This is a genomic window from Pseudomonas sp. JY-Q (assembly GCF_001655295.1).
Taxonomy (GTDB): domain Bacteria; phylum Pseudomonadota; class Gammaproteobacteria; order Pseudomonadales; family Pseudomonadaceae; genus Aquipseudomonas; species Aquipseudomonas alloputida.
Genome location: NZ_CP011525.1, coordinates 4,450,162 through 4,473,864 on the forward strand (window position 1 = coordinate 4,450,162; position 23,703 = coordinate 4,473,864).

At 60.8% G+C, this 23,703-nt stretch carries 19 protein-coding genes, 6 tRNA genes and 2 pseudogenes; 10 read left to right on the plus strand and 17 right to left on the minus strand.

The window, feature by feature from the left end:
- Positions 1–93 precede the first annotated feature (93 nt).
- The 3 genes from AA098_RS20060 to bkdR form a co-directional block, all read right to left on the minus strand.
- Positions 94–1,434: an MFS transporter gene (locus AA098_RS20060; protein WP_064614948.1), complete on the minus strand. Its 1,341-nt coding sequence runs from the start codon at positions 1,432–1,434 to the stop codon at positions 94–96.
- 132 nt (positions 1,435–1,566) lie between these two features.
- Entirely contained in the window at positions 1,567–2,808 is a 1,242-nt protein-coding gene (locus tag AA098_RS20065) for a glutamine synthetase family protein (RefSeq protein WP_177342698.1), read from the minus strand.
- Positions 2,809–3,061: 253 nt separating this feature from the next.
- On the minus strand, positions 3,062–3,547 hold the full coding sequence (gene bkdR, locus AA098_RS20070) for a Bkd operon transcriptional regulator BkdR (protein ID WP_003254485.1): 486 nt from the start codon (positions 3,545–3,547) through the stop codon (positions 3,062–3,064).
- 198 nt (positions 3,548–3,745) lie between these two features.
- Between bkdR and AA098_RS20075 the strand changes: the two genes are divergently transcribed.
- From AA098_RS20075 to lpdA, 4 genes are read left to right on the plus strand one after another with little or no spacing between them, the layout of a single operon-like run.
- Positions 3,746–4,978: a 3-methyl-2-oxobutanoate dehydrogenase (2-methylpropanoyl-transferring) subunit alpha gene (locus tag AA098_RS20075; protein WP_003254486.1), complete on the plus strand. Its 1,233-nt coding sequence runs from the start codon at positions 3,746–3,748 to the stop codon at positions 4,976–4,978.
- A 1-nt stretch (position 4,979) separates the two neighbouring features.
- Positions 4,980–6,038: an alpha-ketoacid dehydrogenase subunit beta gene (locus AA098_RS20080; RefSeq protein WP_003254487.1), complete on the plus strand. Its 1,059-nt coding sequence runs from the start codon at positions 4,980–4,982 to the stop codon at positions 6,036–6,038.
- Positions 6,039–7,310, plus strand: a complete 1,272-nt coding sequence (locus AA098_RS20085; RefSeq protein ID WP_064614950.1) for a dihydrolipoamide acetyltransferase family protein — start codon at positions 6,039–6,041, stop codon at positions 7,308–7,310.
- Between the two features lie 2 nt (positions 7,311–7,312).
- A complete protein-coding gene (lpdA, locus tag AA098_RS20090; protein ID WP_003254489.1) occupies positions 7,313–8,692 on the plus strand; it encodes a dihydrolipoyl dehydrogenase in 1,380 nt (459 codons plus the stop codon).
- Positions 8,693–8,964: 272 nt separating this feature from the next.
- Here lpdA and AA098_RS20095 read toward each other — a convergent pair whose 3' ends face one another.
- Positions 8,965–9,963: a diguanylate cyclase gene (locus AA098_RS20095; RefSeq protein ID WP_064614951.1), complete on the minus strand. Its 999-nt coding sequence runs from the start codon at positions 9,961–9,963 to the stop codon at positions 8,965–8,967.
- 215 nt (positions 9,964–10,178) lie between these two features.
- Between AA098_RS20095 and AA098_RS20100 the strand changes: the two are divergent.
- The 4 genes and pseudogenes from AA098_RS20100 to AA098_RS20115 all read left to right on the plus strand — a co-directional run.
- A pseudogene (locus AA098_RS20100) lies at positions 10,179–10,406 on the plus strand (hypothetical protein); the annotation flags it as partial.
- 88 nt (positions 10,407–10,494) lie between these two features.
- Positions 10,495–11,673 carry an integrase core domain-containing protein gene (locus AA098_RS20105; protein ID WP_064614054.1) on the plus strand — a complete coding sequence of 393 codons (1,179 nt, stop codon included), beginning with the start codon at positions 10,495–10,497 and terminating at the stop codon, positions 11,671–11,673.
- Between the two features lie 40 nt (positions 11,674–11,713).
- Positions 11,714–12,016, plus strand: a pseudogene (locus tag AA098_RS20110) (hypothetical protein); the annotation flags it as partial.
- A gap of 312 nt (positions 12,017–12,328) precedes the next feature.
- Positions 12,329–13,711 (plus strand): amino acid permease, encoded by a 1,383-nt coding sequence (locus AA098_RS20115; RefSeq protein ID WP_003254493.1) that lies wholly within the window; start codon positions 12,329–12,331, stop codon positions 13,709–13,711.
- An 82-nt stretch (positions 13,712–13,793) separates the two neighbouring features.
- On the opposite strand, the gene AA098_RS20120 is transcribed toward AA098_RS20115, so the two are convergent.
- From AA098_RS20120 to AA098_RS29295, 3 genes are all read right to left on the minus strand, one after another.
- Positions 13,794–13,870: transfer RNA gene (locus tag AA098_RS20120), tRNA-Arg, on the minus strand.
- 111 nt (positions 13,871–13,981) lie between these two features.
- The gene (gene phnN, locus AA098_RS20125) at positions 13,982–14,575 is read right to left on the minus strand and encodes a phosphonate metabolism protein/1,5-bisphosphokinase (PRPP-forming) PhnN (protein WP_033727153.1); all 594 of its coding nucleotides are present in this window, start codon (positions 14,573–14,575) and stop codon (positions 13,982–13,984) included.
- Positions 14,576–14,646: 71 nt separating this feature from the next.
- A complete protein-coding gene (locus AA098_RS29295; protein WP_014755754.1) occupies positions 14,647–14,850 on the minus strand; it encodes a hypothetical protein in 204 nt (67 codons plus the stop codon).
- Positions 14,851–14,919: 69 nt separating this feature from the next.
- Here AA098_RS29295 and AA098_RS20130 point away from each other — a divergent pair, with 69 nt between their 5' ends.
- Positions 14,920–15,246: an Arc family DNA-binding protein gene (locus AA098_RS20130; RefSeq protein ID WP_003254499.1), complete on the plus strand. Its 327-nt coding sequence runs from the start codon at positions 14,920–14,922 to the stop codon at positions 15,244–15,246.
- 106 nt (positions 15,247–15,352) lie between these two features.
- Here AA098_RS20130 and mgtE read toward each other — a convergent pair whose 3' ends face one another.
- A complete protein-coding gene (mgtE, locus tag AA098_RS20135; RefSeq protein ID WP_003254500.1) occupies positions 15,353–16,795 on the minus strand; it encodes a magnesium transporter in 1,443 nt (480 codons plus the stop codon).
- 193 nt (positions 16,796–16,988) lie between these two features.
- Between mgtE and AA098_RS29300 the strand changes: the two genes are divergently transcribed.
- Positions 16,989–17,171, plus strand: a complete 183-nt coding sequence (locus tag AA098_RS29300; protein WP_127644222.1) for a hypothetical protein — start codon at positions 16,989–16,991, stop codon at positions 17,169–17,171.
- Positions 17,172–17,191: 20 nt separating this feature from the next.
- Here AA098_RS29300 and AA098_RS20140 read toward each other — a convergent pair.
- From AA098_RS20140 to astE, 9 genes are all read right to left on the minus strand, one after another.
- Positions 17,192–17,268 (minus strand) — tRNA-Arg (locus tag AA098_RS20140).
- A gap of 73 nt (positions 17,269–17,341) precedes the next feature.
- Positions 17,342–17,418 (minus strand) — tRNA-Arg (locus AA098_RS20145).
- Between the two features lie 74 nt (positions 17,419–17,492).
- Positions 17,493–17,569, minus strand: a tRNA-Arg gene (locus AA098_RS20150).
- 71 nt (positions 17,570–17,640) lie between these two features.
- Positions 17,641–17,717, minus strand: a tRNA-Arg gene (locus AA098_RS20155).
- 106 nt (positions 17,718–17,823) lie between these two features.
- Positions 17,824–17,914 (minus strand) — tRNA-Ser (locus AA098_RS20160).
- Between the two features lie 72 nt (positions 17,915–17,986).
- Positions 17,987–18,175, minus strand: coding sequence for a carbon storage regulator CsrA (gene csrA / locus AA098_RS20165; RefSeq protein WP_003254503.1), 189 nt, complete (start codon positions 18,173–18,175; stop codon positions 17,987–17,989).
- 166 nt (positions 18,176–18,341) lie between these two features.
- Positions 18,342–19,577 (minus strand): aspartate kinase, encoded by a 1,236-nt coding sequence (locus AA098_RS20170; RefSeq protein ID WP_003254504.1) that lies wholly within the window; start codon positions 19,575–19,577, stop codon positions 18,342–18,344.
- Between the two features lie 102 nt (positions 19,578–19,679).
- Positions 19,680–22,304, minus strand: coding sequence for an alanine--tRNA ligase (gene alaS / locus AA098_RS20175; RefSeq protein WP_064614952.1), 2,625 nt, complete (start codon positions 22,302–22,304; stop codon positions 19,680–19,682).
- 384 nt (positions 22,305–22,688) lie between these two features.
- On the minus strand, positions 22,689–23,696 hold the full coding sequence (astE, locus tag AA098_RS20180) for a succinylglutamate desuccinylase (protein WP_003254507.1): 1,008 nt from the start codon (positions 23,694–23,696) through the stop codon (positions 22,689–22,691).
- Positions 23,697–23,703: the final 7 nt, after the last annotated feature.

Genomic DNA, 23,703 nt, shown 5'->3' on the forward strand with positions numbered 1-23,703 from the left:
TCGTCGGTCGGTAAAACAGAAAACGCCACCTGCTGAGGTGGCGTTTTCATTTGTGTTTCTGCTGGGCTGGCCTCTTCGCGGGTAAACCCGCTCCTACACCGACTTGCTGACCTCTTCAGGTTCAGGCGCCTGTTGCTGCGCGCCCTTCTCTTCATCCTCGGTATCTTCAGCCGCCACCGGCGCCTGCATCACGTCCTGCACCGTCTGCTCATCCACCCGCGGGTCCAGCGCCGCCGACAACGGCGAACCGGCCGCCGGCATCGCCACGTGGCCCAGCGGTGCGTCCTGCACCTGATGCAGGCCGGTAACCGCTTTCGGCCGAATACGCCAGACCAGCACCAGAGCAAAGAATACGAAGAACGCATACAGCATCTGCGCGCCCAGCACTTTCATCAGAACCCCTGCCGCCAGGGGGCCGACGCATGCACCCACACCGTAGGTCACCAACAGCATCGCCGTCAGCGATACCCGGCGCTCGCTTTCCACGTGGTCATTGGAAAAGGCAACCGCCAGCGGGTACAGGCAGAACTGCAGCAACGAGATCAGGAAGCCGATACCGAACAGCAACTCCAGCGGCACACTGGGCAGTATCGCCAATGGCGCAGCCGCCAGCGCCAGCCCCACTGCCACACTCCGAATCAGCACCGCCCGGTCATAACGGTCAGACAACCAGCCCAGCGGCCACTGCACCAGCAGGCCGGCAAAAATGCAGCTACCCATGAACAGACCGATCTGCTCGGTACTCATCCCCTGGCTTGACGCATATAAAGGCGCCAGACCGTAGAACGAGCCGACAATCAGCCCCGAGCCCAAAACCGTACTGAGCGACTGCGGCACGCGCTTGATGAAAAACTTCGGCTCCATCGGTGCCGGGCGCAAGGGCGCCGGGTGAATACGCCGGGTCATCGCCACGGGCACCAGGCACAGGGCAAAGCACATCGCCACCAGCATCAGCAGCTCAGGGCCGAGCTGCGGGTGCACCACCAGAATCAACTGGCCAAGCACCAGCCCCAGGTACGAGGCAATCATGTAGCCGCTGAACACCGCGCCCCGGTGTTTCACATCGGCCTGCTCATTGAGCCAGCTCTCGATGACCATGTATTGGCACATCATCCCCAGGCCGACGATCATGCGCAGCCCGACCCAGGCCGGCAGCCAGCTGGTCAGGCCATGACCGAGCACCGCAGCGCCGACGATACCGGCACAGGTGGCATAGGCGCGTATGTGCCCTACCCGTCCGATCAGCCGGTGGCCAACCTTGCCGCCAACCGCCAGACCAAAGTAGTTGGCCGCCATCAACGCACCCACCCACAGGCTGTCGACGTGGTCGGCAGCCAGGCGCAGGGCCAGGTAGGTGCTGAGCAGGCCCGAGCCGATCAACATCATCAGCGCGGCGAAATACAACGACTGAAACGGCTTCCATACATTTCGCATACGTCCCGTGGAGCTCCCTGGTCAGGTGGCAGTTTTGGGTGCTAGCAGCATAAAGGCAAAAACCGCCTGGCGCAGGCCCCCCGACAGCTATTTGGCATTGCGGGGGCGTGCCCGGTGCAGGTTGTGTCGCGCTCAGGCCTGTGCCGCCAGGACCCGGCGCTCCCACGGCGTGATCTCGCCGAAGAAATCGCTCAGCTCAAGCGTCTTGCTGGCAATGTAGCCTTCGATGAACTCGCTGCCGAACAGTTCCCGCGCCAGCGCGCTGCGCTTGAGCCTTTCAAGGGCCGCGTGCAGCGTGCACGGCAGGCTCAGGTGCTCGGGCACTTCGAATTCGCCCTGGATGGCCGGCGACGGTTGCAAGCGCTGCTCGATGCCATGCAGCCCGGCGGCCAGGCTGGCAGCAATGGCCAGGTACGGGTTGGCATCGGCGCCAGGCAGGCGGTTTTCCACCCGTCGCGCTACCGGTGCACTGGCCGGAATGCGCAAGCCAGCGGCGCGATTGTCCTCGGACCAGCACGCATTGTTCGGCGAGGCATAGGGGTGGCACAGGCGCTGGTAGGAATTGACGTTGGGCGCGAACAGGGCGGTGAAGTCGGCCATGCACGCCTGTAACCCACCGATGAAGTGGTGGAAGGTGTCTGTCGGCAGGCCCTGCTCGTCACTGAACACGTTACGCCCGCTGCCGGCCTCGACCAGGCTCTGGTGAATGTGCATGGAACTGCCGGGCGTACGCGCCAGCGGCTTGGCCATGCAGACCACCGTCAGCCCGTGCTTGAGCGCCACTTCCTTGAGCAGGTGCTTGAACAGGAAGGTCTGGTCGGCCAACAGCAGCGGGTCGCCGTGCAGCAGGTTGATCTCGAACTGGCTGACACCCATTTCGTGCATGAAGGTGTCACGTGGCAGGCCGAGCGCGGCCATGCAGTGGTACACCTCCTTGAAGAACGGGCGCAGGCCGTTGTTGGAACTGACACTGAACGCCGAATGGCCCAGCTCGCGGCGGCCATCGCTGCCTACAGGCGGCAGGAACGGTTGCTGCGGGTCTGTGTTGGGGGCAAAGACGAAGAACTCCAGCTCGGTTGCCACTACCGGCGCCAGGCCCAGTGCCGCATAGCGGGCTATCACGGCTTTTAGCTGGCCCCGGGTGGACAGTGCCGAGGGCCGGCCATCCAGCTCGTTGGCATCGCAGATGGCCAAGGCGCGGCCGTCCTTGCTCCAGGGCAGGCGGTGGACCTGACTGGGTTCGGCCACCAGTGCCAGGTCGCCGTCATCACTGCCGTAGAACTTCGCCGCTGGGTAGCCACCCATGATGCACTGCAGCAGCACACCCCGGGCCATCTGCAGGCGACGGCCTTCGAGGAAGCCGTCGGCGGTCATCACCTTGCCGCGCGGGACGCCGTTGAGGTCGGGGGTGACGCATTCGATTTCATCGATGCCCTGGAGCTGAGCGGTGCTCATGACGCTTGTCCTTGTTGTTGTAGGCTGACAACAACATAGGCTGCGGGTGTTTAAAATATCAAGCAGCCTATATAGGTGCCTGTGTCGGCCTCTTCGCGGGTGACCCCGCGCCTACAGGTGGGTGCGCCCCGTGTAGGAGCGGGTTCACCCGCGAAGAGGCCGGCACAGCCCCCTACTCCCGCAAGGTCATGCCATTGGCCGGCAACGGCAACGCCGTCTTGTAGCGCACCTGCTTCAGGGCAAAACTCGAACGAATATTGGCCACCCCCGGCAAGCGCGTCAGGTAATCGAGAAACCGCTCCAGCGCCTGGATGCTCGGCAGCAGCACCCGCAACAGGTAATCCGGGTCCCCGGTCATCAGGTAGCACTCCATCACCTCGGGCCGCTCGGCGATCTCTTCTTCAAACCGATGCAACGACTGCTCCACCTGTTTTTCCAGGCTGACATGGATAAACACATTCACATCCAGCCCCAGCACCTCAGGCGACAGCAAGGTCACCTGCTGGCGGATCACCCCCAGCTCTTCCATGGCCCGCACCCGGTTGAAACAAGGCGTGGGCGACAGGTTCACCGAGCGTGCCAGCTCGGCATTGGTGATGCGGGCGTTCTCTTGCAGGCTGTTGAGAATGCCGATATCAGTACGATCGAGTTTGCGCATAAGACAAAATCACCGGTTTTTTGTGTTTATGCGGAATGTTTATCTGCCCCGCTCAGCAAAGGCAATCAACTTGAGAGAAAAATTCTCCTGCCGGGCCACTAAGATGTAGGTGACGCTGACTTACCAGTCACAAGCCGGTACTCAGCGGCGGCCGCTTCAGAGCTCACAAAAACAAATACCCGAGCGAGCGTAAAAAGCATGAACGAGTACGCCCCCCTGCGTTTGCATGTGCCCGAGCCCACCGGCCGGCCAGGCTGCCAGACCGATTTTTCCTACCTGCGCCTCAACGATGCAGGTCAAGCCCGTAAACCCGCGATCGATGTCGATGCTGCCGACACTGCCGACCTGTCCTACAGCCTGGTCCGCGTGCTCGACGAGCAAGGCGACGCGCAAGGCCCCTGGGCCGAAGACATTGACCCGCAGATCCTTCGTCAAGGCATGCGCGCCATGCTCAAGACGCGGATCTTCGACAGCCGCATGGTGGTTGCCCAGCGCCAGAAGAAGATGTCCTTCTACATGCAAAGCCTGGGCGAAGAAGCCATCGGCAGCGGCCAGGCGCTGGCGCTGAACCGCACCGACATGTGCTTCCCGACCTACCGCCAGCAAAGCATCCTGATGGCCCGCGACGTGTCGCTGGTCGAGATGATCTGCCAACTGCTGTCCAACGAGCGCGACCCCCTCAAGGGCCGCCAGTTGCCGATCATGTACTCGGTGCGCGAAGCCGGCTTCTTCACCATCAGCGGCAACCTGGCGACCCAGTTCGTGCAGGCGGTCGGCTGGGCCATGGCATCGGCGATCAAGGGCGATACCAAGATCGCCTCGGCGTGGATCGGTGACGGCGCTACTGCCGAGTCAGACTTCCACACCGCCCTCACCTTTGCCCACGTATACCGCGCCCCGGTCATCCTCAACGTGGTCAACAACCAGTGGGCCATTTCCACCTTCCAGGCCATCGCCGGTGGCGAGTCGACCACCTTTGCCGGCCGTGGCGTGGGTTGCGGTATTGCTTCGCTGCGGGTTGACGGCAACGACTTCGTCGCCGTGTACGCCGCCTCGCGCTGGGCTGCCGAGCGCGCCCGCCGCGGCCTGGGCCCAAGCCTGATCGAGTGGGTCACCTACCGTGCCGGCCCGCACTCGACGTCGGACGACCCCTCCAAGTACCGCCCTGCCGATGACTGGAGCCACTTCCCGCTGGGTGACCCGATCGCCCGCCTGAAGCAGCACCTGATCAAGATCGGCCACTGGTCCGAAGAAGAACACCAGGCCGTCACGGCCGAGCTCGAAGCTGCGGTGATTGCCGCACAGAAAGAAGCCGAGCAGTACGGCACCCTGGCCAACGGGCACATCCCGAGCGCCGCCTCGATGTTCGAGGATGTGTACAAGGAGATGCCCGAACACCTGCGCCGTCAACGCCAGGAACTGGGGGTTTGAGATGAACGACCACAACAACAGCATCAACCCGGAAACCGCCATGGCCACCACTACCATGACCATGATCCAGGCCCTGCGCTCGGCCATGGATGTCATGCTTGAGCGCGACGACAATGTGGTGGTGTACGGCCAGGACGTCGGTTACTTCGGCGGCGTGTTCCGCTGCACCGAAGGCCTGCAGAACAAGTACGGCAAATCGCGCGTGTTCGACGCGCCCATCTCCGAGAGCGGCATCGTCGGTACCGCCGTGGGCATGGGTGCCTATGGCCTGCGCCCGGTGGTGGAGATCCAGTTCGCCGACTACTTCTACCCGGCCTCCGACCAGATCGTCTCCGAGCTGGCCCGCCTGCGTTACCGGTCGGCCGGCGAGTTCATTGCCCCGCTGACCCTGCGCATGCCTTGCGGCGGCGGCATCTATGGCGGCCAGACTCACAGCCAGAGCCCGGAAGCGATGTTCACCCAGGTCTGCGGCCTGCGCACCGTGATGCCGTCCAACCCTTATGACGCCAAAGGCCTGCTGATTGCCTCGATCGAATGCGACGACCCGGTAATCTTCCTGGAGCCCAAACGCCTGTACAACGGCCCGTTCGATGGCCACCACGACCGCCCTGTAACCCCGTGGTCGAAGCACCCGCACAGCGCCGTGCCCGACGGCTATTACACCGTACCGCTGGACAAGGCCGCCATTACCCGCCCTGGCAATGACGTGACCGTACTGACTTACGGCACCACGGTGTACGTGGCCCAGGTGGCCGCCGAAGAAAGCGGCGTCGATGCCGAAGTGATCGACCTGCGCAGCCTGTGGCCGCTGGACCTGGACACCATCGTCGAGTCGGTGAAAAAGACCGGCCGTTGCGTGGTGGTGCACGAGGCCACCCGCACCTGCGGCTTCGGTGCCGAGCTGGTGGCGCTGGTGCAGGAGCACTGCTTCCACCACCTGGAGGCGCCGATCGAGCGCGTCACCGGCTGGGACACCCCCTACCCTCACGCACAGGAATGGGCTTACTTCCCCGGCCCTTCGCGGGTAGGTGCGGCACTGAAAAAGGTCATGGAGGTCTGAATGGGCACGCACGTCATCAAGATGCCGGACATTGGCGAAGGCATCGCGCAGGTCGAGTTGGTGGAATGGTTCGTCAAGGTCGGCGACATCATCGCCGAGGACCAGGTGGTGGCCGACGTCATGACCGACAAGGCCACTGTGGAAATCCCCTCGCCGGTCAGCGGCAAGGTGTTGGCCCTGGGTGGCCAGCCCGGGGAAGTGATGGCGGTCGGTAGCGAACTGATCCGCATCGAAGTGGAAGGCAGCGGCAACCATGTGGACGTGCCTCAGCCAAAAACGGTAGAGGCCCCGGCCGCCCCGATTGCAGCCAAGCCGGAACCGCAGAAAGACGTAAAACCCGCCGTGTACCAGGCGCCCGCCAACCACGAAGCTGCGCCCATCGTGCCGCGCCAGCCGGGCGACAAGCCGCTGGCCTCGCCGGCCGTGCGCAAACGCGCCCTGGACGCCGGTATCGAACTGCGTTATGTGCATGGTAGCGGCCCGGCCGGGCGCATTCTGCACGAAGACCTCGACGCCTTCATGAGCAAGCCGCAAAGCAATGCCGGGCAAGCACCTGATGGTTATGCCAAGCGCACCGACAGCGAAAAGGTGCCGGTGATCGGCCTGCGCCGCAAGATCGCCCAGCGCATGCAGGACGCCAAACGCCGGGTCGCGCACTTCAGTTATGTCGAGGAAATCGACGTCACCGCCCTGGAAGCCCTGCGCCAGCAACTCAACAGCAAGCACGGCGACAGCCGCGGCAAGCTGACCTTGCTGCCATTCCTGGTGCGCGCCCTCGTCGTGGCGCTGCGTGACTTCCCGCAGATCAACGCGACCTACGACGACGAAGCGCAGATCATCACCCGCCATGGCGCGGTGCATGTGGGTATTGCCACCCAGGGTGACAACGGCCTGATGGTACCCGTGCTGCGCCACGCCGAAGCGGGCAGCCTGTGGGCCAATGCCGGCGAGATTTCGCGCCTGGCCAACGCTGCACGTAACAACAAGGCCAGCCGTGAAGAGCTGTCCGGCTCGACCATCACCCTGACCAGCCTCGGCGCCCTGGGTGGCATTGTCAGCACGCCGGTGGTCAACACCCCGGAAGTGGCAATCGTCGGGGTCAACCGCATGGTCGAACGGCCAGTGGTGATCGACGGCCAGATCGTCGTGCGCAAGATGATGAACCTGTCCAGCTCGTTCGACCATCGCGTGGTCGATGGCATGGACGCCGCCCTGTTCATCCAGGCCGTGCGTGGCCTGCTCGAACAACCCGCCTGCCTGTTCGTGGAGTGAGCATGCAACAGATTATCCAGACTACCCTGTTGATCATCGGCGGCGGCCCTGGCGGCTATGTAGCAGCCATCCGCGCCGGGCAACTGGGCATTCCTACCGTACTGGTGGAAGGCCAGGCACTGGGCGGCACCTGCCTGAACATCGGCTGCATCCCGTCCAAGGCGCTGATCCACGTGGCCGAGCAGTTTCACCAGGCCTCGCGCTTTACCGAACCCTCGCCGCTGGGCATCAGCGTGGCTTCGCCGCGCCTGGACATCGGCCAGAGCGTCACCTGGAAGGACGGCATTGTCGACCGTCTGACCACCGGTGTGGCCGCCTTGCTGAAAAAGCACGGGGTGAAAGTGATGCATGGCTGGGCCAAGGTACTGGACGGCAAGCAGGTCGAGGTCGATGGCCAGCGTATCCAGTGCGAGCATCTGTTGCTGGCGACCGGTTCCAGCAGTGTCGAACTGCCGATGCTGCCGCTGGGTGGCCCGGTGATTTCCTCGACCGAAGCTCTGGCGCCGAAAGCCCTGCCGCAACACCTGGTGGTGGTCGGCGGTGGCTATATCGGCCTGGAGCTGGGCATTGCCTATCGCAAGCTGGGTGCACAGGTGAGTGTGGTGGAAGCACGTGAGCGCATCCTGCCGACCTACGACAGCGAATTGACCGCCCCGGTGGCCGAGTCGCTGAAGAAACTGGGCATCGCGTTGCACCTGGGCCACAGCGTCGAGGGCTACGAAAATGGCTGCCTGCTGGCCAGCGACGGCAAGGGTGGGCAACTGCGCCTGGAGGCCGACCAGGTACTGGTGGCCGTTGGCCGCCGGCCACGCACCAAGGGCTTCAACCTGGAATGCCTGGACCTGAAGATGAACGGCGCCGCCATTGCCATCGACGAGCGCTGTCATACCAGCATGCACAACGTCTGGGCCATCGGCGACGTCGCTGGCGAACCAATGCTGGCGCACCGGGCCATGGCCCAGGGCGAGATGGTCGCCGAAATCATCGCCGGCAAGGCCCGACGCTTCGAGCCGGCAGCGATTGCCGCCGTGTGCTTTACCGACCCGGAAGTGGTGGTGGTCGGCAAAACCCCGGAACAAGCCAGCCAGCAGGGCCTGGACTGCATCGTCGCGCAGTTCCCGTTTGCCGCCAATGGCCGGGCCATGAGCCTGGAGTCGAAAAGCGGTTTCGTGCGGGTGGTGGCGCGCCGTGACAACCACCTGATCGTGGGTTGGCAGGCGGTTGGCGTGGCGGTCTCCGAGCTATCCACCGCGTTTGCCCAATCGCTGGAGATGGGCGCGTGCCTGGAAGATGTGGCCGGCACCATTCATGCCCACCCCACGTTGGGTGAAGCGGTGCAAGAAGCCGCCCTGCGCGCGTTGGGCCACGCCTTGCATATCTGACACTGAAGCGGCCGAGGCCGATTTGGCCCGCTGCGCCGAGAGGCGCTGCGGGTCTTTTTTCATTCAGGCCATCCAAGCCTCCAGAAAACAGCGCGCTCTTTGAGGGGCTAGTGTGGTGTTTTGCAAATACGGCCAATAACTCGCGAGCGATTTTTGCGCTCAGGCAAGGCGTCGCGACGAGTCGTAGCCCAGCTACGGCGAGGAGCGACAACGCCGCATGAGCGCAAAAAGCGCCGCGAATTATGGTCGTTATTTGTGAAACACCACACTAGCTACTCGGCAATTGCGTTCTTGCCTGTACCCTTGGCCCTGTAGAGCGCCTTGTCGGCACGCGCCAGCAGCGCGTGCTGGTCCTCCCCTTCCAGCCATTGCACCACGCCATAGCTCATGGTCAGCCGGCAATCACCCACCGGCTCCACCTGCTCCAGCACCTGGCGCAAGCGCGCCGCCACATCCAGCGCCTCCCCCAACGCGGTCTGCGGCAGCACGATGACGAACTCGTCGCCGCCCCAGCGCGCCAGCAGGTCCAGTTCGCGCAAGCAGGTGCGCAGGCTTTCGGCCACCCGGACCAGCGCCGCATCGCCACGGGCGTGACCGTAGCGGTCATTGATCGGTTTGAAATCATCCATGTCCATGGAGATCAGCGACAACGGCTGGCGGAAGCGCTGGGCGCGCTGGCACTCCCGCTGCAACGCGCTCTCCAGCCGGTAACGGTTGGCAACACGGGTCAACGCATCGCGTTCGGCCAATTCACGGTTTTCGTCCAGTTGCCGCTGCAACTGCTGGTTCACCCTGGACAACTCACGGGTGCGTTCGGCCACCTGAAATTCCAGCGACTGGTTCTTCTGTTCCAGTTGCGTCACCAAGCGCTTGCCAGCGTCGATATTGCGATGCGCACCCAGCATGCGTGCCACGGAACCGTCCTCGTTATGCGCGATGACGTAGCCGCTGTCTTCGATCCAGATGTAGCTGCCGTCCTGACAACGGCAACGGTATTCAATGCGGTAGCGCTCGTTGCGCTGATTGATATAGGCCTCGAAATGGGCCATTACCCGGGGGTAGTCTTCGGGATGGATCACGCTTTCCCAGGTAAATACCGAGTTGGCCATGGAGTGGCTGGCATAACCCAGCATGTTGTACCAGCCCGGGTTGCGATAAACGTAGCCGGTATTGGCATTCCAATCCCAGATGCCGTCGCTGATCAAATCGAACAAGGTGTGCAACTGCTGTTCACTGAAGCCGGCAGGTACCGGCCTGGTGTCTTGACTCATGGACGCTCTCCCTGATGCCCAGCAACTGCGCTCCGATCAAGGGGCTGCCGACAGTGGTGTTGATTGCCGCGAGCGGCAAGATGATGCCTATCACGGGCAAGCATATGCCCACCCGCGTGCAACCGAAATAGTGCCAACGCCCTGATTTCGGCCGGCACAGCGCTGGCATGGCTTTTGCGCTTGGTACCTGCCAACGAGATTTCCAAGGAGGAAACATGATAATCGCCCCTAACGGCGTCAGCTGGCAGCCCACGCTCCATCAGCCTCGGTCCACCAGCGATGAGCAGGCAGTGGCCCAGATTGCACCGGTCCGCACGCCAATATCCACCGCCAACACGGCGAGCCAACAGCAGAATGGAGGCAGCACCGCTCAGCAAAACGCAGAGGATGCTCGTGCAGAAGCCTTTGCCAAATTCAAGGTGATACTGCAAAACCTGAGCTCGGTATGACTCACCCACATAGGTTACAAATCAGTTCACGCACATAGGTAACAGTCTTTAACTGGCAAGGTCGGTTTTCGAGGATCTGACCATGCCTTGGCGAGAGCTGAAACCTATGGACCTGAAAATGCTTTTCATCGCGGATTACCTGCAAGGGCCGCCCAGCTTCAGCGCCCTGTGCCAGGCCTACGAGATCAGCCGTAAGACCGGCTACAAATGGGTCGAGCGATATGAGAAAGAGGGGCCTTCGGGGCTGGAAGAACGCAGCCGCCGCCGGTTGACGCAGAACTGGGTCGTCCCCGCTGCAGTTCGCGAAGCCATCATCGAACTGCGCAGTCGAGGCGAAACGGAACCTGGTCCGAAAAAGATCCAGGCTGCGCTGCAGGAGCGCTTCCCTGATCAGGCGCCGCCTTCTAAGACAGCGATTTACAACATCCTCAAGAAGGCCGAGTTGGTCAACCCACGCCGTTTACGTCAGCGTGTAGCGGTCTACCCCAAGCCACTGGAGAAGGCAGAGTCGCCTAACCAGCTGTTCAGTGCTGACTACAAGGGCCAATTTCTGACAGGCGCAGGCGTCTGGTGCTATCCACTAACGATCATGGATCACGCCAGCCGCTTCCTGCTCGCCTGCCACAGCATGCCTAATACCAACCTTCTGGAAACGCAGGCCGTTTTCACCCAGGTGTTTCGGGAAAATGGCCTGCCTGAGCGTATTCGTACCGATAACGGTGTGCCGTTTGCCAGTAAAGGACGTGCAGGACTTTCTCAGCTGTCCATCTGGTGGCTGCGTCTAGGCATCATTCCTGAGCGCATTGCACCTGGAAGGCCTGAGCAAAATGGCCGCCACGAACGCATGCATCGGACACTCAAAAGCACGCTGCCATCACCGCCGGCAGTGGCCTGGGAAGCTCAACAGCGGCATTTTGATCGCTTTCGACAACACTACAATTACGAGCGCTTGCATGAAGCACTGAAACAGAAAACACCGGCGTCTTGCTACCAGCCCTCACCACGCCCATTCCCTGAAAAACTTCCTGAGATGACCTACCCCAGCCATGTCGAGAGTTTACCGGCGGATAGCTGCGGCATCATTAACCGCCGTGGCCTGAGGATCTACGTAGGTTACGTGCTCAAGCACCAGACCATTGGGCTGGAGCAAGTCGGAGATGGCATTTGGGATGTTATTTTCGGTCCCATCATCCTTGGTAGAGTCGATGTGCGGGATGCCACTGATGGTTATGTAACACTCCAGGTGTTGTCACCTATGTGAGTGAACTTTTGTGTAACCCATGTGGGTGACCCGTACAAGCTCTGCGACCACCGAGCCGGTCATCGGAGAACCCCTGCCGCCCAAGACTGCCCGGCAGGAATTTCAAGACTTCATGTCCAAGTCGCCCGGCGAGATGATCAAGGAAAAACTGCTGCGTGAAACAGGCTTGACCGAAGAAGAGTACGACGCCCTGCCGCCCGAAATGAAAGCAAAGGTCGACGAGTTGATCGCCCAGCGCATGAAAGAAGACATCAAGCGCAAGATCGAGGAGAAAGCGCAAGAGCAGGTCGCCAAGGTGGACGGCGGCGTGGATGAAGAGCAACAAGCGGCAAGCCCGGTGTGAGGGAATGCCAGCGGCCGGTAAGGAGAGCGCCGCGGTTCGTCCAAGGCGCCCCAGCCTGAGCGGTTTGAAGGCGTGCGGTGGCGTCGATGTTCAGGTGGTGCATGGCTTCGTCAACTGCAACGCTGCCGGCGCCATGACCGGTCTCAGGAAAAATCGGCAGGATGTTGTGCAGAGAATTCGTTTGAGGTCCTTGGCCTTATTGTCCAGGGTGGCAGGCTGGTAGCTATTTGCCACGCGTGGACGCAGGCGCATGACGATGCCTGCGTAGGGGGACGATGTCGGATCCCTCCTAAAATAAGAGAGGACAAGGAAATGCAATCACACGGTTTGAAGCAAAGCCTCAAGCAGCGGCATATCACCATGATCGCGCTGGGTGGGGTGATCGGTGCAGGGCTGTTCATGGGCTCGGGCTCACTGATCGCATCGGCAGGGCCCGCGGCCATACTGTCGTATTTCATTGGTGGCCTGGTGGTCACCCTGGTCATGTTCATGCTGGGCGAAATGGCCTGCCGCAACCCGGATGCAGGGTCGTTCTCGACCTACGCCAACACCTACCTCGGTGACTGGGCAGGGTTTGCGGTCGGCTGGCTGTACTGGTTCAAGTCGATGATGACCATCACCCTGGAAGCGGTACTGCTGGGCGCCATCCTGCATGACTTCCTGCCCTGGCTACCGATCTGGGCAGGTGCCTTCCTGATGCTGGTGACACTCATGGCCAGCAACGCCTACTCGGTGCGTTCGTTTGCCGAAGTCGAGTATTGGCTCGCCGCGATGAAGGTCGCCACCATCCTCATCTTCATGCTGCTGGGCGTCTCGATCCTGCTCGGCCTGCACAGTGAGATTCCCGCCCCCGGCCTGATCAACCTCACCGCCCATGACGGCTTCATGCCCAACGGCCTGTCACCGGTGATGGCCGGCGTTATCGTGGTGATTTTCTCCCTGGGCGGCAGCGAAATTGCCGCTGTGGCCGCGGGTGAGTCAGAGAACCCGCGACAGAACGTGATCCGTGCGATCAAGAGCGTGATCCTGCGGGTGATGCTGTTCTACGTAGGCTCTGTGTCGATCCTGATCCTTTGCCTGCCCTGGACCGACAAGGCCAACCTGGCCTCGCCCTATGTTTCGCTGTTCAGCCTGGCCGGGTTCGGTGGTGCTGCAGTGGCCATGAAACTGGTGCTGTTCGTCTCGTTCATGTCGGTGATGAACTCGTTCATGTTCTCCAACTCGCGCATGCTGTTCTCGCTGAGCCAGCGCGGTCACGCGCCCAAGCTGTTCTCACGCACCAGTGCCAAGGGCGTACCGATCAATGCACTGCTGCTGAGCCTGTCGATCTGCACGATGATCCTGACCGTGCACTTTGTCAGTGGCGGCGACCTGTTCATGACCTTGGCCAAGAGTACCGGCAGCCTGGTCATGGTCGTATGGATCTTCATCATCATCGCCCACGTGGCGATGCGCAGGAAAACCCGCCACGAAGCGGTCGCCCCAAACGCCTTCCGTGCCTGGCTGTTCCCCTACACCAATATCATTGCGCTGTTCGCCTTGCTGGCAGTCATCGGCACCCAGGCGTTCGACCCGGCATCGCGTTTCCAATTCTGGTTCACGGTGCTGACGGTACTGCTGGTGGTGGCGGGGTACTTCCTGATGCGTCAGCGGCTGGCCCCAAGCGCGGCGTTAGCCCACGGACGTGATGCATGACAGCGCTGGCCAAGCGCAGGTGCTGTCAACAGCAGCACGACGGCGACAAAGGCAACGGAGACAATAATGGGAATGACGAGAATGGCGTCCCAGGCAGGAATTGAACCTGCAACCTTCCCCTTAGGAGGGGGATGCTCTATCCAATTGAGCTACTGAGACGCTACGACCGGCAGCGAGCGCTGCACAGCGGGATGGCCAGCATGTTAACCAGCATGCTGGCGTTTGTCATGCCTGAACTGGGCTTTTTCGCGTAATCCTTTTCTGCCGCTGCTATCCCCGTGGTAGCACGCCCTGATAGCGAAGCAGCGAAACAAATGCGGCGACCGCCGCCTCCAGTGTGGAAGAATTATCCAGCACATGTACCGATGGGTCGGCTGCAGCTTGCAAGCGTGCGCTGCGCGCCAGGCGCTGCTCCACTTCTTCTGCAGTTTCCCGGCCCCGGGCCAGCAAGCGCTGGCGCAGCACCTCAGGCTTGACCTCGACCAACACGGCCAACAAATCCGGGTAGCGCTGACGGGCTTCTGGCAGATAAGCCCGCGAGCCATTCACCAGCACTGCCCTCCCCGCCGCCAACCACTGGTCCACCTGCCGGGGTATGCCATAGTCCAGGCCATTGGCCCGCCAGTGCATGGCAAACGCACCCTGCGCACGCAAGGTATCAAACTGCTCAGGCGTGACCCCTTGGGCAGCTTCGCCTTTGGCTTCGGCCGAACGGGTGATGACCCGGCGGGCAATTTCTACCCCGGCGAGGGCCAGTTGCTCACGCGAAGCGTCGATCAGGGAGTCTTTCCCGGAACCCGACGGCCCAACCAGAAATATCAACCGGCCCGTCCCTGATCGGCGGTCGCTTGCGTCATGTTGCATAGCCACTATGCTCTATGGAGAGAACCGGCGCATTCTAGGGCTTTTCTGGGCATTTTTCTGCGTTTTACCGATTATTGACGGCAAAAGACTGACGGCCAGGCTAGCCAGAGCATGTAAAACTTTTCAAACCAGTGCTCATTTCTGATAATTGGTACTGGCATAAAGCCTTTATCCGGCTCACTATTTGTCACATAATTGACGCCAAGCAAACGGCGACCATGAGGCAAGATGAGCATCCATTTTTCACTGGCGGTTGAACATTTTGTCGTCGCCACGGTCGTACTTCCATCCCGTGCGGCCAATTTGAGAACCGCTTCCCCTGAACCAAACTCTGGTCAATTTATATGCGCCCAATGAAACAGGCTATTTATTCGAGCCGCACTGCTGACAAGTTCGTCGTCCGCCTGCCTGACGGAATGCGTGAGCGCATTGCCGAGGTAGCGCGCAACCACCACCGCAGCATGAACTCCGAGATCATTGCACGCCTGGAGCAGAGCCTTATCCAGGAAGGTGCGCTGGGTGATGAACTGAGCATGCGCCTGGACAGCCCCGAGCTGTCCCTGCATGAGCGCGAGTTGCTGCAGCGTTTCCGCCAACTGTCCCACCGCCAGCAGAACGCCCTGGTCGCCCTCATCGCTCACGATGTGGAAATGGCCGCAGACGCTTCCTGAGGCCTGCAGCGAACACAAAAAAGCCAGCGTAAGCTGGCTTTTTTGTGGATGACTGATTGGCAGCAAAGGCATTTCCCTGTGGGACGCTCCCACAGGGAGGACCGGCTTACAACAGGAACAGCGTCGCCAGCCCCAGGAAGATGAAGAAACCACCGCTGTCGGTCACAGCAGTGATCATCACGCTCGCCCCCATCGCAGGGTCGCGCCCCAGGCGGGCCAATGTCATCGGGATCAGCACGCCCATCAGCGCTGCCAACAACAAGTTCAAGGTCATCGCTGCAGTCATCACCACCCCCAGCGACCAGCTGCCATACAGCCAGAAAGCCACCGCACCAATCACTCCGCCCCAAACCAGGCCGTTGATCAGCGACACCGCCAATTCCTTGCGCATCAAGCGGCTGGTATTGCCTGGCGACACTTGGTCCAGGGCCATGGCGCGGACGATCATGGTGATGGTCTGGTTACCAGAGTTGCCACCAATACCCGCAACGATCGGCATCAACGCAGCCAACGCCACCAGCTTTTCAATCGAACCTTCGAACAACCCGATCACTCGCGAAGCAACGAACGCGGTAATCAGGTTGATGGCCAGCCACGCCCAACGGTTGCGGAACGAACGCCAGACCGAGGCGAAAATATCTTCCTCTTCACGCAGACCCGCCATGTTGAGGACTTCGCTCTCGCTTTCCTCACGGATCAGGTCAACCATTTCGTCGATGGTCAGACGGCCGATCAGGCGTTCGCTCTTGTCCACCACCGGGGCGGATACCAGGTCATAACGCTCGAAAGCCTGCGCTGCATCGTAGGCATCTTCCTCGGGCTGGAAGGAGACAGGGTCGGTCGCCATGACCTCCGCCACCTTCTTCTCCGGGTCGTTGACCAGCAGGCGCTTGATCGGCAATACCCCCTTGAGGATGCCGTCGTAATCGACCACGAACAACTTGTCGGTGTGGTTCGGCAATTCTTTCAGGCGGCGCAGGTAGCGCAGCACCACTTCCAGGCTGACGTCTTCGCGGATGGTGACCATCTCGAAGTCCATCAGCGCACCGACCTGCTCCTCGTCATAGCTCAGCGCCGAACGCACCCGCTCGCGTTGCTGGGCATCGAGGGTTTCCATCAGCTCGTGAACAACGTCACGCGGCAGCTCTGGGGCGAGGTCGGCCAGTTCGTCGGCGTCCATCTCCTTGGCGGCAGCCAGCAGCTCGTGATCGTCCATGTCGGCGATCAGCGATTGGCGAACCGAATCGGAAACTTCCAGCAGGATGTCGCCATCGCGCTCCGAGCGCACCAGCTGCCAGACCGTCAGGCGATCTTCCAGGGGCAAGGCTTCGAGGATGTAGGCGATGTCGGCGGGGTGCAGGTCATCGAGCTTGCGCTGCAGCTCGACGAGGTTCTGGCGGTGGACCAGGTTTTCCACCAGGTCATTGTGCGCGCCTTCCTGGCGATGGGTCAGGTCTTCGACCATGCGCTGACGCTGCAGCAGTTCGACCACCTGGGCCAGGCGATCCTGCAGGCTTTCTTGCGCTTTTTTAACTTCTACTTCGGTCATAGGCGAACTCCACTCCCAGCAGCGGAGCACGCCGAGGGAATCAATCGGTCAGATCTTTCTGTATGAATCGTGTTAGCGAGTAACTACTGGGTAAGTCCATGGTGGTTTTCCACAAGCCCCGGCGGGGCTGACGGGCGCAATCATACACTGCTAAAGCTGTCAGATCGCTTAAATTTTTGGCCAGAACAATCGTTTGCGTGATAAAGCTGGGACAACGCTCGAAGCTATCAGTGCGACGGTTGTTGTGGATGAGAAAGCACATTTGATTTTTGAGGCCGCTCAGCGGCTCAAGACTACACCGCAATCATTACAGAAGAGCGTAGATCGACAGGCTCAAGAATTCATTGGCGCACAAACAAAAAGCCCGCTCTATTGAGCGGGCTTTTTGATGGGGTATGGCGGACTCAGCAGGATTCGAACCTGCGACCGCTCGGTTCGTAGCCGAGTACTCTATCCAGCTGAGCTATGAGTCCGTGATGGTAGTTTTAGACCAGATTACCACTGGTTGACTGAAGTAGCTTTGCAAGCAGAACCACTTCAATAAAGTGGCGGACTCAGCAGGATTCGAACCTGCGACCGCTCGGTTCGTAGCCGAGTACTCTATCCAGCTGAGCTATGAGTCCGCGATTGGCAGTTTTAAACCAGATTACCGCTGGTTGACTGAAATGGCTTTGCAAGCAGAACCACTTCAAGAAAGTGGCGGACTCAGCAGGATTCGAACCTGCGACCGCTCGGTTCGTAGCCGAGTACTCTATCCAGCTGAGCTATGAGTCCGCGATTGGCAGTTTTAGACCAGATACCGCTGGTTGATTGAAGCAGCCTTGCAAACAAAGCCACTTCAAAAGTGGCGGACTCAGCAGGATTCGAACCTGCGACCGCTCGGTTCGTAGCCGAGTACTCTATCCAGCTGAGCTATGAGTCCGTGTCTTGCCGCGCATTATAGGTCGCTGAAACATTTTTGCAAGAAGCTTTTCGTTATAAAACAACTACTTAGCGTTCCTACCGTTTACAGCGCCCTACGCAAATAATGGCGGTGAAGGGGGGATTCGAACCCCCGATACCCTTATGAGGTATACTCCCTTAGCAGGGGAGCGCCTTCGGCCACTCGGCCACCTCACCGCAACACGAGGCGAATATTAAAGAACCTCTTTCACCTTTGCAACCCTTTTTTTGAAAAAAACTTCAAAAAAATTAAAGGCTTGGCTCTTCATCCTTCTCCTTCTTGATCCGCAGGTAGATTTCCTCGCGGTGAACTGCCACTTCTTTCGGGGCGCTCACGCCAATACGCACCTGGTTGCCTTTGACGCCAAGCACCGTCACGGTGATCTCGCCGTCTCCAATGATCAGGCTCTCGGCGCACCGACGAGTCAGAATCAACATAGCTTTCTCCTTACGCAAAACATTCAGGGGTAACAGTCTTGGATATCGGGCCGGGTCGCGGACGACGACCATGGCCCCGGTTACTCGCCGCACAGGGCAGGACAGGGCCTGCGCGGCGAGCAGAAACGCGAAGGGCGCGGCAAGCCGCGCCCTTCCAGGCAGCGCCTTACTCGCCCTGTCGGGCAGGAGCATCCAGATCGAACGCGGTATGCAGCGCGCGCACGGCCAGCTCCAGGTACTTCTCTTCGAGCACCACCGAAACCTTGATCTCGGAAGTGGAGATCATCTGGATGTTGATGCTCTCCTTGGCCAGGGCTTCGAACATGCAGCTGGCAACACCGGCGTGCGAACGCATGCCGACACCAACGATCGAGACCTTGGCGATCTTGGTGTCGCCGATCACTTCACGGGCACCGATTTCGCGCGCAGTGTTTTCCAGCACGCTCTGCGCCTTCTCGTACTCGTTGCGGTGCACGGTGAAGGTGAAGTCGGTGGTGTTATCGTGAGCAACGTTCTGCACGATCATGTCGACTTCGATGTTCGAAGCGCTGATCGGGCCGAGGATCTTGAAGGCCACGCCCGGGGTATCCGGCACGCCGCGAATGGTCAGCTTTGCTTCATCACGGTTGAAGGCGATACCGGAAATGATCGGCTGTTCCATGGATTCCTCTTCATCAATGGTAATGAGGGTACCCGGACCCTCCTTGAAGCTGTGCAGCACGCGCAGCGGAACGTTGTACTTGCCGGCGAACTCCACCGAACGGATCTGCAGCACCTTGGAACCAAGGCTGGCCATTTCCAGCATCTCTTCGAAGGTGATCTTCTCCAGGCGACGAGCCTGTGGCACGACGCGCGGATCGGTGGTGTAGACGCCATCGACATCAGTGTAGATCTGGCACTCATCAGCCTTCAGCGCTGCCGCCAGGGCCACGCCGGTGGTATCAGAGCCACCACGACCCAGGGTAGTGATGCTGCCGTGCTCGTCGACACCCTGGAAGCCTGCAACCACGACCACGCGACCTTCCTTGAGGTCGGCACGAATCTTCTGGTCGTCGATTTGCAGAATGCGCGCCTTGTTGTGCGAGCTGTCGGTGAGAATACGCACCTGGTTGCCGGTGTAGGACACCGCTGGCACACCACGCTTGATCAAGGCCATGGTCAGCAGGGCAATGGTGACCTGCTCACCCGTCGACACGATCACGTCCAGTTCACGAGGAACCGGCTGATCGGTGATCTGCTTGGCCAAGTCGATCAGGCGATTGGTTTCACCGCTCATGGCCGACAGCACAACCACCAGGTCGTCGCCCGCTTCACGGTGTTTCTTGACCTTTTCGGCTACCTGCTCGATCCGCTCGATGGAACCGACAGAGGTGCCGCCAAATTTCTGTACGATCAACGCCATTTCAATGGTGCCTCAGCCCATACAGGGCCCCAAAAAACAATCCAACATGAAGGGGTGGACGGGAGTGGCCTGTGTGGCGACTGGACCCTCCACCCCCTCATCTCAAAGTCCCTGCTCTGCGAATGGCACGGCCAGCGCCAGGGCCTGGTCCAGGGCAGCGACGTCGACGCCACCACCCTGGGCCATGTCCGGACGGCCGCCGCCCTTGCCACCCACCGCCGCAGCGGCTTGTTTCATCAGATCGCCAGCCTTGAGTTGGCTGGAGAGGTCCTTGGTCACGCCGGCCACCAGCACAACCTTGCCCTCATGCTCGCTGCCCAGCAGGATCACTGCGTGGCCGAGCTTGTTCTTCAGCTGATCGACCAGGGCCAGCAGGGCCTTGCCATCCTGCCCATCCAGGCGGGCGGCAAGGACCTTGGCACCCTTGACCTCAACGGCCGCGTTGGAGAGATCGTCCCCGGCGGCGCTGGCGGCCTTGGCCTGCAGCTGTTCCAGCTGCTTCTCCAGCTGGCGGTTGCGCTCAAGCACAGCCGACAGCTTGTCGATCAGGTTGTCGCGGTTACCCTTGACCAGTTGTGCGGCTTCCTTGACCTGCTCTTCGGCAGCGTTCAGGTAAGCCAGCGCAGCGGCACCGGTTACGGCTTCGATACGGCGCACGCCAGAGGCTACGCCGCCTTCGCTGATGATCTTGAACAGGCTGATGTCACCGGTGCGCTTGGCGTGGATACCGCCGCACAATTCCACCGAAAAATCACCGCCCATGCTCAGCACACGCACGGTGTCGCCGTATTTCTCGCCGAACAGCGCCATTGCGCCTTTGGCCTTGGCAGTTTCGATGTCGGTCAGTTCGGTTTCAACCGGGGTGTTCTTGCGAATCTCGCGGTTGACGATGTCTTCCAGCTGCTTGATCTGCTCCGGCTTCACCGCTTCGAAGTGGCTGAAGTCGAAACGCAGGCGCTGGCTGTCGACCAGCGAGCCCTTCTGCTGTACATGCTCGCCCAGTACCTGGCGCAATGCTTCGTGCAGCAGGTGGGTGGCGGAGTGATTCAACGAGGTGGCGTGCTGTACGTCGGCATCGACCTTGGCTTCGGCGGGCGAACCGATCAGCAGCGCACCGCTGGCCACCACGCCGTGATGCAGGAAGGCGCCGCCGGTCTTGGTGGTATCACGCACGTCGAAGCGTGCAGTACCCGCCTGCAGGAAGCCGCTGTCACCAACCTGGCCACCGGACTCGGCGTAGAACGGCGTGCGGTCGAGCACCACAACGCCCTGCTCGCCTTCACCCAGCTGGTCAACGGATTGGCCGTCCTTGTACAGGGCGATGATCTTGCCCTGGCCCTCGGTGGTGTCGTAACCGAGGAACTCGGTGGCGCTGTCGACCTTGACCAGGCTGTTGTAATCCATGCCGAAGGCGCTGGCGGAACGGGCACGCTCACGCTGGGCGTCCATTTCACGCTCGAAGCCGGCTTCGTCGATAGTCAGTTCACGCTCACGGGCGATGTCGGCAGTCAGGTCCATCGGGAAGCCATAGGTGTCGTACAGCTTGAACACCACGTCGCCCGGTACCACGTCGCCTTTCAGCTGGGCCAGGTCTTGCTCGAGGATGCGCAGGCCCTGCTCCAGGGTCTTGGCGAACTGCTCTTCTTCGGCCTTGAGCACGCGCTCGATGTGCGCTTGCTGGCTCTTCAGCTCCGGGAAGGCTTCGCCCATTTCAGCGGCCAGTGCGGCAACGATCTGGTAGAAGAAGCTGCCCTTGGCGCCCAGCTTGTTGCCGTGACGGCAAGCGCGGCGAATGATGCGGCGCAGCACGTAGCCACGGCCTTCGTTGGACGGCAGCACGCCGTCGGCAATCAGGAAGCCGCACGAACGGATGTGGTCGGCGACCACTTTCAGCGAGGCCTGGCCGTCATTGCTGCAACCGATGGCCTGGGCTGCGGCAGCCAGCAGGTTCTGGAACAGGTCGATCTCGTAGTTCGAATGCACGTGCTGCAGCACGGCGCTGACGCGCTCCAGGCCCATGCCGGTGTCCACCGACGGCGCTGGCAGCGGGTGCAACACACCGTCGGCTGTACGGTTGAACTGCATGAAGACGTTGTTCCAGATCTCGATGTAGCGGTCACCGTCTTCTTCTGGCGAGCCAGGTGGGCCACCCCAGATATCCGGGCCGTGATCGTAGAAAATCTCGGTGCATGGGCCGCACGGGCCGGTATCGCCCATGGTCCAGAAGTTGTCGGAGGCGTACGGGGCGCCCTTGTTATCGCCGATGCGCACCATGCGCTCGGCCGGCACGCCGACTTCCTTGGTCCAGATGTCGTAGGCTTCGTCGTCGGTGGCGTAGACGGTGACCCAGAGCTTTTCCTTGGGCAGGTTCAGCCACTGCTCAGACGTCAGGAAGGTCCAGGCGAAGGTAATGGCATCGCGCTTGAAATAGTCGCCGAAGCTGAAGTTGCCCAGCATTTCGAAGAAGGTGTGGTGACGCGCGGTGTAACCGACGTTTTCCAGGTCGTTGTGCTTGCCACCGGCACGCACGCACTTCTGGCTACTGACAGCACGCGTGTAGGCGCGCTTCTCCGCACCGAGGAAGCAGTCCTTGAACTGGTTCATGCCTGCGTTGGTGAACAGCAGGGTCGGGTCGTTGTTCGGGATCAGCGAACTGGAGGCGACTCGGGTATGTCCCTGCTCTTCGAAGAAGCGAAGGAAGGCTTCACGGATTTCTGCGCTTTTCATAGGTTCTTCCACGGAAACGGCGGCCCTGTTGGGCAAACGCGTCGACGAAACGACGGCAAAGGGCCGCATTATATCGGTCCTGCAGTCTTGATGCAGTGTGTTTATACGATAGAAGCCATCGTTTGGACGGTTTTTCGGGCTATGCAAACGAAAACGACATGACCGGATGCTAAATCCTGTGTTTCGCCACTGGCAAGCCAATTACCGCTTAAGGGAGGGGAAAAGGGAACAGGCGGTGAATTAAAAGGTTTTCATCATGGATAGGATCCGAAACTGTGTCGCCTGGTTCGCGGGTAAACCCGCTCCTACAAGGTATGTTCAAGGCCTTAATGTGGCGCCGTGCCCGTAGGAGCGGGTTCACCCGCGAAACAGGCGACACCGCTCTCACCCCAGCCGCTGCCCCGAATCCGGCACGATCAGAATGCCGGCGCGCAGGCCGTTCCTGACCTTGGGATTGGGGAAAATGATGCGCGCACCCTCCTCCTCGACTACCCAGCGCATCTCGGCCAGGTCTTCAGCCAGCAGGTAACCCTTGCTCAGCTCGGAGAAGTTTTCGATGTCCGCCGGCAGGTGCAGGTGGAAGCTGTCGCTGTGCTTGATGATTTCGCGGGAAACACTGAACAGCTGCAGGCCATCCAGCGAACTTTCGTTTTCGGGCTCGGTAGCCTCGATGATGCGGATCAGCCGCTCTTCGAGCTTGTCGAGGTTCACCTGCTCGTTCTGGCCGAACGGGCGGGCCTTGCCCAACTCCAGGGTGAAAGCTTCAGCCTCAAGCTGTTCGTAGGTGAAAGCACTGAAGGTGATGGACGACTTGCTTTGCAGCAGCACCGCTTCCATACCTGCCGCCGCCAGGCGCGCCAGCTCACGACGGGAGTGCTTGCGCCCCTCTTTATAAGGGTACAAGGCGAATTGCTCGATCTTCGAACCGCGGATGGCAGTATGCAGGTCGTAATGCAGGCGGTTGCGCCCCGGCTTGCTGAAGAACACCCGGGCGAACTGTTCAAGCTCGGCAGCACGCAGTGCTTCGAACCCGCTGGACAGCTCATGGCGACCATTGAACAAGCGGTTGATGTCCTGTTCGATAAAGCGCTCGCCCTTGCGGATCGCCGCCGGGTTGCCGAACAGGAACAGCACCCGTGCCCTGGGTTTGATCTTGCCGTTGGCCACGCCGTGCAGCAGCCGTTCGAGCAATTCGATCGGCGCTGTTTCGTTGCCATGAATGCCGGCGGACAACAGCAAGTCCAGCCCGCAATCTTCGCTTTCGGCCGGACGCACTTCGAGCGCGCCCTCCCCCAGCCATCGCAAACGCGCGCCCCCGGGTGTCACTTGGGTCTTCTCAGCCGGTTCGTGAGCGGTGAGGGTCAGCTCAAGCAATTTGCCAAGGGCGAGCATAGGTGCT

Coding starts and splice junctions, on each gene's coding strand:
- AA098_RS20080 (WP_003254487.1), top strand. CDS start 4,980: ATGAACGACCACAACAACAGCATCAACCCGGAAACCGCCATGGCCACC.
- AA098_RS20105 (WP_064614054.1), top strand. CDS start 10,495: ATGCCTTGGCGAGAGCTGAAACCTATGGACCTGAAAATGCTTTTCATC.
- AA098_RS20085 (WP_064614950.1), top strand. CDS start 6,039: ATGGGCACGCACGTCATCAAGATGCCGGACATTGGCGAAGGCATCGCG.
- AA098_RS20065 (WP_177342698.1), bottom strand. CDS start 2,808: ATGACCGCCGACGGCTTCCTCGAAGGCCGTCGCCTGCAGATGGCCCGG.
- AA098_RS20095 (WP_064614951.1), bottom strand. CDS start 9,963: ATGAGTCAAGACACCAGGCCGGTACCTGCCGGCTTCAGTGAACAGCAG.
- lpdA (WP_003254489.1), top strand. CDS start 7,313: ATGCAACAGATTATCCAGACTACCCTGTTGATCATCGGCGGCGGCCCT.
- AA098_RS20130 (WP_003254499.1), top strand. CDS start 14,920: ATGCGCCCAATGAAACAGGCTATTTATTCGAGCCGCACTGCTGACAAG.
- phnN (WP_033727153.1), bottom strand. CDS start 14,575: ATGCAACATGACGCAAGCGACCGCCGATCAGGGACGGGCCGGTTGATA.
- astE (WP_003254507.1), bottom strand. CDS start 23,696: ATGCTCGCCCTTGGCAAATTGCTTGAGCTGACCCTCACCGCTCACGAA.
- mgtE (WP_003254500.1), bottom strand. CDS start 16,795: ATGACCGAAGTAGAAGTTAAAAAAGCGCAAGAAAGCCTGCAGGATCGC.
- bkdR (WP_003254485.1), bottom strand. CDS start 3,547: ATGCGCAAACTCGATCGTACTGATATCGGCATTCTCAACAGCCTGCAA.
- alaS (WP_064614952.1), bottom strand. CDS start 22,304: ATGAAAAGCGCAGAAATCCGTGAAGCCTTCCTTCGCTTCTTCGAAGAG.
- AA098_RS20075 (WP_003254486.1), top strand. CDS start 3,746: ATGAACGAGTACGCCCCCCTGCGTTTGCATGTGCCCGAGCCCACCGGC.
- AA098_RS20170 (WP_003254504.1), bottom strand. CDS start 19,577: ATGGCGTTGATCGTACAGAAATTTGGCGGCACCTCTGTCGGTTCCATC.
- AA098_RS20060 (WP_064614948.1), bottom strand. CDS start 1,434: ATGCGAAATGTATGGAAGCCGTTTCAGTCGTTGTATTTCGCCGCGCTG.
- csrA (WP_003254503.1), bottom strand. CDS start 18,175: ATGTTGATTCTGACTCGTCGGTGCGCCGAGAGCCTGATCATTGGAGAC.
- AA098_RS20115 (WP_003254493.1), top strand. CDS start 12,329: ATGCAATCACACGGTTTGAAGCAAAGCCTCAAGCAGCGGCATATCACC.